This window comes from Nocardia noduli (assembly GCF_019038455.1).
Classification (GTDB): domain Bacteria; phylum Actinomycetota; class Actinomycetes; order Mycobacteriales; family Mycobacteriaceae; genus Nocardia; species Nocardia noduli.
In genome coordinates this window covers 40,549-48,016 of record NZ_JAFMPL010000058.1, presented here as the reverse complement: position 1 = coordinate 48,016, position 7,468 = coordinate 40,549, and the positions used below count along the sequence as shown (strand labels likewise).

Below are 7,468 nucleotides of genomic sequence, written 5' to 3'. Positions count from 1 at the left end.
GGCCTGGGTCGACCGGCCACCACCCTGTCTCGCGCTGTAGTTCCGAGCGGAGCACGGGCCTGGTCGGTGGCGGGTCGGAGACGCTGTCACCTTCCGAACGCCAGGTCTTGTGGGGACGACCGTCGGCGTCATCGGTCACGCGACGCGGGCGACGCGGCAGCCGGACGACTTTCGACGCGCCTTCTCCGGTCCCCGTCGAATCGGTTTCGGCGGACCTCATTCCTTCGAGTTCCCGGCGTAGCTGGTCCCGCGCGTCGGATCTCTTCCCTTCGACCCGTGGCGCGGAATGCCGTCCCGGTACTTCCTGATCAGACATGGGGTCAGCCGCCGTCGAGTTCGGTTGTGGCCGTCGATTCGCCGATTGTCGGTTCATCGAGTTCATATCTGATCTCATTGCCGATTGCACTCACCTCTACATTCTCTCTCAGAGTCGCCGCATTCGGTTCCCGGGTGATTTCCTGAGCATCGGAGCACGGCTTGTGCTCGTGGGAGGCCGGACACTGCGTCGGCCGGAAGCTCGGCTGCTGGTCCGTGCGGTCCCACGCCGCATTGTGAAGGTGGCGGGTCGCTCGGGCATCGACCAGAGGTTGAACTGCGGATACACGCTCGCCTGCTCGCGAGGTTGAGCCATCAAGACGCATCCGGCGTGCCAGCACGGCCGCAAACACTGTCACCGCTGATCGACCGCAGCGGTCGGGGCCCTGCACCGCATCCGGGGCAGCCGGGCTCCGGGAGGCCACCGGCGATGAGTTTCGCCGTTGCCCCCGGTCTTTACCCATAGACAGGATCAACGCACCGAGGAGACGTCATGACCGCTACTTACACTTTCGATGTCTTTTCCAGCCTCGACGGCTACGGCACCGCCAGCAGCGGCGATTGGGGCGGCTACTGGGGAAAACAAGGTCCCGAATTGCTCGACCACCGACTCGACCTGTACGAGGCGGAGCAGCGGATGGTGTTCGGGGCCAACACCTATCGGGCGTTCACCCAGATTCTGGCCGACGCTACCGAGGAGTCGGTAGGCGATCCCTGGGTCACCCGGATGAGGAGTCTCCCGGCGACGGTGGTGTCGACCACCCTGGAGGGACCTCTCGATTGGCCGGACGCGACCGTCGTCAGCGGTGATGCCGTCGATGTCGTCGCCCGGCTCGAGAAGGAGTCCGAGGTGCCGTTGCGCTCGCACGGCAGTTTGTCGATGAACCGGGCGCTGATGGCCGCAGGTCTGGTCGACCGCGTCCAGGTGACGATCTTCCCTGTCATCACAGGTCGGACCGGTTCCGACCCGATCTTCCGAGGCGCGGCCGACTTCGACCTGGAGCTGATCGAGAGCCGGACACTGGACGGCAATATCCAAGAACTCGTCTACCGGCCCACCCTGCACGGCTGAGGTCCATGCCGGGGGTGGACCCGCCTTGCGAGCCGGCCTGCCGTTGCGGACGGTGGGCGACGGGGTTCCGTGTAGCGATTGCCTGCGACGTGTTGGTCGGTACTCCAACGCCGTGCCCGGCGGTGTAGGCCCCGCCGTTGCTGCCGGTTCGTCGACGCTTCCAGTCCGCAGTGGAATCAGTGGAACCCGAATCCGGGCCCGATTCGGCATGAGAATCTGGGCCGATTCCGCCTCGAATACGACGTGCCTCCGACTCCGGCGGAAGTCGGCAAACTATTCGAAACTCGAACAGAGGTTCCAGGCTCTGGGTCTCGAGCTGTCGACAGCTCGATACCACGCTGGTATCGCCGCTCACACGACCCCAATTCCATTGGTGTACCAAATTGTTCGCTATGTCGATACACGGGTAGTCCTTCGTAAGACCTTTCTCCCCAGCCCGGTCAGCACGGATTCACCCGAAAGGATATCGATGAATTCAACACGGTCAGCCTTGACGATCGGCATCGCTTCTGTTGCCGCGGCGGGGTTGTGCGCCACTGCCGCACCGGCCTCGGCGGTCTACGACGTGCGTAACTTCCCGACCGTCTACGCCCTCGCCGAAGGCGGTCTCTGCCTCGCGCAGATCGACGCGGGTGTCGGCCCGGAAAGTCGAGGCCTGGCCAGTTTCCTGGTCCGGTCGAATACCTACGGGGTCGGCGCCTGCTCGGTGCCGATCACGCTCGACTGGCGCAACCTCGACACCGGTGAGACAGGTTCGCGCACCGTCGCGGTGCCGGGCCCGGGCTCTTGGGGAATCGGCCGTTCGGCGATGTTCCGCCCCGGTGGTGTCGGTCATTTCACCGCCACCCTGACCGTCGGCACCGCGCATCTGCCGGAGCCGGGCACGATCGAGTTCCACGTGGACTGACCACGGCTGACCCGGCGGGTCACGCGTCAGCGGTCCTATTTCACCACCCTGGTGCGCAAGAAGGCCGCCGATCCGACCGACGACCTGACCAGCGCCCTGACCAGGCCACCGACGGCGGTGAACCGCTGACCGAGGAAGAAGCGGTCAGCAACCTCGAGGCCCTCTGTACCTGTTCGGCGCGCCCCACGGGGTCCGCCGCACAGGTATTCGGAGCACGGTCGCGCCCCATGATCCCCGCACCGAATTCGAGATGCCGCTGATCCTGTAGCGCGCTCCGACAGCTATCGACGGCGAAGAGTCGCATTGTTCTGCGGAGCGGGTCGGCGGCCGCGCACGGTGTGGGTCCGGGAATTCGCAGCCGCCCGCTGCTGCCGCCCGTCGACGCTGACCGCCGCCGCCAACCGCAACCAGACCCGCTCAGCCGCCCGCCAAGCGCAACCGCTGCATGCCGCCGCTGCCCGCTGCCCGCTGCTCGCTGCCCGCTGCTCGCCGACGCCGACCGCCGACGCCGACGCCGACGCCGACCGCCGACGCCGACGCCGACGCCGACCGCCGACGCCGACGCCGACCGCCGACGCCGACGCCGACCGCCGACGCCGACGCCGACCGCCGACGCCGACGCCGACCGCCGACGCCGACGCCGACCGCCGACGCCGACCGCCGACGCCGACCGCCGACACCGGTCGACGGCGTTGCGAAGCGCTGATCCGGTGGCCCCGGACACGCACCGGAACCCTCGAACCGCAGTCGACATCAAGCCTTTCGCGTATAGAAGAAGGCGAAACCCCCGATGACCACCGCGATCGCAACCGCGATACCCGACACGAGGGAGCCCCAAAAAGCAGCTACCCCGAATCCGACGAGCAACGCGAACACGAAGGCGGCCAGTTCCGTCGATGACGGTTTCCTATCGAGTTTCCGCACGGTGAACTCCTCCGATCATTGTGCGGCGCAGGACATACTGATGAAATTCGCGTACCCGAATCCCGGCCTCGGCACACCTCGACGACCACCTGACCGAAATACGCAGCGGGATCCCGGCGCTCATCTCTCATAGGCGGGCCCCTGCCGCAGCAGATGCTTGTCGACCAGTTTCCGCCACCGCCGTTGCCGATAGCGGAAGATCCCGACCGCCACCAGGGCCACGACCGGCGTCGCGAATCCCGCGTCGATCTCGACGGTGTCGGTGTAGCGGCACAGGTCCGCGCCGAGTCGCTCGACGTGCAGAGTGTGGTTCCAGGTCTCGAGGATGCCGCCGTGTTCGTTGGAACGAATCGTCGTGGTGGCGTCGTCGATGTCGATGACGCCGATGGTGTGCCGGTAGGCGGGAATGATGTGGAACGCGAACAGCCATGCGGTGCCGCGTTCGCCGACGCGGAACGGTTCGACGCGTCCGGCGAGCGCGGGGATGCCGAACAGTCCGCGGCACAGGTAGAGGAATGTGGCCGGTGACCGCATCGCCTGCCAGACCCGGTCGGCGTCGGTCGGCAGTTCGGTCTGTAATCGGATGGTTCGCATCGTGGTCTCCCGCCGGATAGGTAGTTAGGGTTGCCTAATTCTGTGTGATCATGGGTAGGCCGACTACTCGCTTTCGACAGGGGAGGCCGCCATCACGCCGACGGACCGGTTTCGGCCGCGTAAGCAGCCCAAACAGCAGCGTGCCGCCCGGACGAGGCGGTGGATCCTCGATGCGGCGGCTCACGTTTTCTCCGAGCACGGGTACGCGGCGGGGACGACCAATCGGATCGCGGAGCGGGCCGGGGTGTCGATCGGGTCGCTGTACCAATATTTCCCGAACAAGGACGCGATACTGCGCGCGCTGATGGAGGAGCATATCGACGCGGGTGGCCGAATTCTGCGGGAACGGCTCGCGGGCGGTCTGCCCGCGCGACTCGACGACATCCTCCGGCTGTTCATCGGCGCGACGATCGACAATCATCGCGCCGATCCGGGATTGCACCGGGTGTTGTTCGAGGAGGCTCCGCGTTCGGCGGAGCTGCTGGCCCGGCTGCACGACAGCGAGAATCTGGCCGTCGGCGCGGTCGCGCATCTGCTCGACGGTCATCCGGAGGTGGCTGTCACGAACAACGCACTCGGTGCTCGGATCGTCGTGGCGGCGGTGGAGTCGCTCGTGCATCGGCTCATCACCGCGCGGGTGCCGGTGGAGTCGGGGCAACTCGAGGACGAATTGGTCGTTCTGCTCGGTGCGTATCTGCGCCGCGAGCATGCCGAACCGTCCTCGGCGCCGGGGTGAACCGGCGCGCGATTGTGTTCTGTGCCAATGACGGACGCTCGGGTTGACGAGATGAGCCAAAGGCGCGCCGGGCGACGTCGCGGTGCGTTCGACGGGGCTAGGGTCGGGCCGAAAGATGCCGCGTCGATGGAGGTGCCGCGTGGGTGTCCGGTGTGGACTGGCCGCTGTGCGCGGCGCGGTCCTTCTCGTCGCCGTTGTGGTGGGGGCCGACGCGCTGTGCTGGTCGGCGGCGGCCGAGCCGCGGACGTCGGTCGCGGCGCGCGCCATGGCGACTGCACGGCCCGCGCCCGACGGTTCCCGATTGACGGCGGCGGAGGCGGGGCCGGGACGGGTCGTGAATCTGACGGTGCGTTCGGAGGCGATGGGCAGCGAGGTACACGTCGCGGTGCTCCCGGCGGCCGACGAATCGACGGCCGCGCCGAGTCTGTATCTGCTCAACGGCGTCGACGGCGGTAGCGAGACGGGGCAGTGGCGCGACGGGAGCAACTGGCTCACCAAGACCGACGCGGAACAGTTCTTCGCGGGTGAGCGGGTGAATGTGGTGATGCCGGTCGGTGGCGGCGGCACGTTCTTCGCGGATTGGCGGGCCGAGGATCCGGTGATGGGCAAGCAGCGCTGGACCACCTTCCTCACCGGCGAGCTGCCGCCGATCATCGATTCGGCGTTCGGCGGCAACGGGGTGAACGCCATCGCGGGACTGTCGATGGCGAGTTCGGCGGTGTTCCGGATGGCGCTGGCCGCACCGGGGCTCTATCGCGCGATCGGCTCCTACAGCGGCTGCGTGCGGACCAGTGATCCACTCGGGCAGGCGATGGTCAGCACCATCGTGACCGGCAAACGCGGCAATCCGGCGAATATGTGGGGGCCGCCGTCGGATCCGGCGTGGGCCGCCAACGACCCGTATCTGCATGCCGAACGGTTGCGCGGCACCGTCATCTACGTGTCGACCGGCACCGGGCAGCCGGGCCCGCTCGACACCATGAACGGTCCAGGCATCGATTCGGATTCCCGAAAACTGCTGGACCAGTTGCTCATCGGCGGTGCGCTCGACGCGATGACGTGGTCCTGCACGCAGCAGTTGCGCGACCGTTTCCAGGAATTGGGGATCGCGGCGACGTTCGATTTCCGGGAGAACGGCACCCATTCGTGGGGGTACTGGCAGGAGGATCTGCACAATTCGTGGCCGGTTCTGCGGGCGGCGCTTCACGAGTAGCCGGATGCTCGCTGCCGTACGCTGAGCTCCGACGCGTCGAAAACAGGAGTCTCGGTGGTTCATTCGCTGGTCAAAGGGCAGAACGGCCCGTTATCGGTTCCGCGCGCCGAGGTGTCGGTGCGGCTCGCCGCCCCCGCCGACGTCTCCGCGCTGCTCGTCACCGAATCCGGCAAGGTCCGCTCGGACGCCGATTTTGTCTTCTTCAACCAGCCCGACGCACCCGGGGTGCGGTTGCGGCCGGGCACGCCCGCCTCGCTCACGCTGTCACCGGCGGAGATTCCCGCCGATATCGCGCAGGTCCGTGTCGTGATCACCCTCGACGATCAGCGGGCCACCTTCGGGCAGTTGGCGGCCCCCGTCGCGACCGTCGCCGACGCCACCGGAAATCTGCTCTACGAGTATTCGATCGACGGGCTCGGCAGCGAATCCGTCGTGATCGCGCTGGAACTCTATCGCCGCGGCGCCGAGTGGAAGGTGCGGGCGGTGGGGCAGGGGTACGCGGGCGGCTTCGCGGCGCTGGTCACCGATCACGGTGTGAGTGTGGACGATGCCGCCGAACCCGCCGCCACGAATGCGGTCGCGACACCGCCCGCTGCCGCCGGACCGCGGGTGCGCACCGTCCCGGGTGAGGCGGCGCTGTCGCTGGAGAAGCGCGCGAAACTCGACCTGCGCAAACGCGCCGTCGCCGAGGTACTGGAGCAGAAGTCCGCCTCGGACATCCGCGCCAGGGTGGTGCTCGTCATCGACAAGACCGGAAGCATGCTCGCGCAGTACCGAAATCGGGTGGTGCACCGGGTGGTCGAACGGATGATCCCGATCGCCACCCAGCTCGACGGCGACGGCACCCTGGAGGCGTATCTCTACGCGCGCATGTTCGTCAAACTGCCCGATATCGCCGTGCAGCACGGTGAGCAGTGGGCGCAGACCTTCCTGCACCTGGGCGGAATACACGAGGGTATCGATTACCACGCGCTCGGCGCGCGCAACGAGGAAGTGCCGATCATGCGCGACATCATCGACTCGCTGCGCCCCGGCGACCTGCCGACGCTGGTGCTGTTCTTCACCGACGGCGGATTCGCGAAGAAACGTGAAATCGCCGAATTGATGCGTGAAGCCTCGCATCTGCCCGCGTTCTGGCAGTTCGTCGGACTGGGTAAGGCCAATTACGGTCTGTTGCGCAGCCTCGATGAACTGGAAGGCCGAATCGTCGACAACGCGGGCTTCTTCGCGCTCGACGATATCGACAAGGTCGACGACGGCGAACTCTACGCCAGGATGCTCGGTGAGTTCCCGGACTGGCTTCGCGCCGCCCGCGCGGCCGGAATCACCGCCTGATCAGCCGATCACGGCATTCATGATGGTGCCCGCACTGGTCGCGACCACCCCGCCGATCATCGCTCCGGCCACCATCTTCGGTGATTCCAGACCACCACCGGACCACTTCTCCCAGGCGAATCGACCACCCGCGTAGACGATGGCGATGATGCCCGACAGCAGGACGAACCAGGTCAGGTACTGGACGAGTTGGAGGATCTTGTCGGCTACGGGCGGCGCCTCGGGCGAGGGGTTGCCGATCTGGGCAAGAACGTCATAGGTGGAGACCAGTATCATTGGCGTGCTGCTCATTCTGATTCGGGCGGGCTCGGGACCGGTGGGGCGTCCCTATGGATGGTATCGGGTTCTCGGGGGCGACGCAGGCGCCTGGTT

Annotated in this window: 9 protein-coding genes and 1 pseudogene; 7 read left to right on the top strand and 3 right to left on the bottom strand. The window is 66.8% G+C overall.

Annotated elements, in window-relative coordinates; genetic code table 11:
* The coding region (locus JZ792_RS25825; protein ID WP_216914277.1) for a hypothetical protein at positions 1-316 on the bottom strand (316 nt) is incomplete at its 3' end.
* Positions 317-808: 492 nt separating this feature from the next.
* Between JZ792_RS25825 and JZ792_RS25820 the strand changes: the two genes are divergently transcribed.
* The 3 genes from JZ792_RS25820 (at position 809) to JZ792_RS25810 (ending at position 3,194) form a co-directional block, all read left to right on the top strand.
* Positions 809-1,387, top strand: a complete 579-nt coding sequence (locus tag JZ792_RS25820; protein WP_216914275.1) for a dihydrofolate reductase family protein — start codon at positions 809-811, stop codon at positions 1,385-1,387.
* Positions 1,388-1,856: 469 nt separating this feature from the next.
* The gene (locus tag JZ792_RS25815) at positions 1,857-2,294 is read left to right on the top strand and encodes a hypothetical protein (RefSeq protein WP_216914273.1); all 438 of its coding nucleotides are present in this window, start codon (positions 1,857-1,859) and stop codon (positions 2,292-2,294) included.
* Between the two features lie 303 nt (positions 2,295-2,597).
* Positions 2,598-3,194, top strand: a complete 597-nt coding sequence (locus JZ792_RS25810; RefSeq protein WP_216914271.1) for a hypothetical protein — start codon at positions 2,598-2,600, stop codon at positions 3,192-3,194.
* A gap of 144 nt (positions 3,195-3,338) precedes the next feature.
* On the opposite strand, the gene JZ792_RS25805 is transcribed toward JZ792_RS25810, so the two are convergent.
* The gene (locus JZ792_RS25805) at positions 3,339-3,812 is read right to left on the bottom strand and encodes an Rv1443c family protein (RefSeq protein ID WP_216914269.1); all 474 of its coding nucleotides are present in this window, start codon (positions 3,810-3,812) and stop codon (positions 3,339-3,341) included.
* 91 nt (positions 3,813-3,903) lie between these two features.
* Here JZ792_RS25805 and JZ792_RS43535 point away from each other — a divergent pair.
* The 4 genes and pseudogenes from JZ792_RS43535 to JZ792_RS25790 form a co-directional block, all read left to right on the top strand.
* Positions 3,904-4,056, top strand: a pseudogene (locus JZ792_RS43535) (TetR family transcriptional regulator); the annotation flags it as partial.
* Positions 4,057-4,548, top strand: a complete 492-nt coding sequence (locus tag JZ792_RS25800; protein WP_438804383.1) for a TetR/AcrR family transcriptional regulator — start codon at positions 4,057-4,059, stop codon at positions 4,546-4,548.
* A gap of 139 nt (positions 4,549-4,687) precedes the next feature.
* Positions 4,688-5,761 carry an alpha/beta hydrolase gene (locus JZ792_RS25795; RefSeq protein WP_308165459.1) on the top strand — a complete coding sequence of 358 codons (1,074 nt, stop codon included), beginning with the start codon at positions 4,688-4,690 and terminating at the stop codon, positions 5,759-5,761.
* A 54-nt stretch (positions 5,762-5,815) separates the two neighbouring features.
* Positions 5,816-7,096, top strand: coding sequence for a vWA domain-containing protein (locus JZ792_RS25790; protein WP_216914264.1), 1,281 nt, complete (start codon positions 5,816-5,818; stop codon positions 7,094-7,096).
* On the opposite strand, the gene JZ792_RS25785 is transcribed toward JZ792_RS25790, so the two are convergent.
* Positions 7,097-7,387: a hypothetical protein gene (locus JZ792_RS25785; protein ID WP_408637366.1), complete on the bottom strand. Its 291-nt coding sequence runs from the start codon at positions 7,385-7,387 to the stop codon at positions 7,097-7,099.
* Positions 7,388-7,468: the final 81 nt, after the last annotated feature.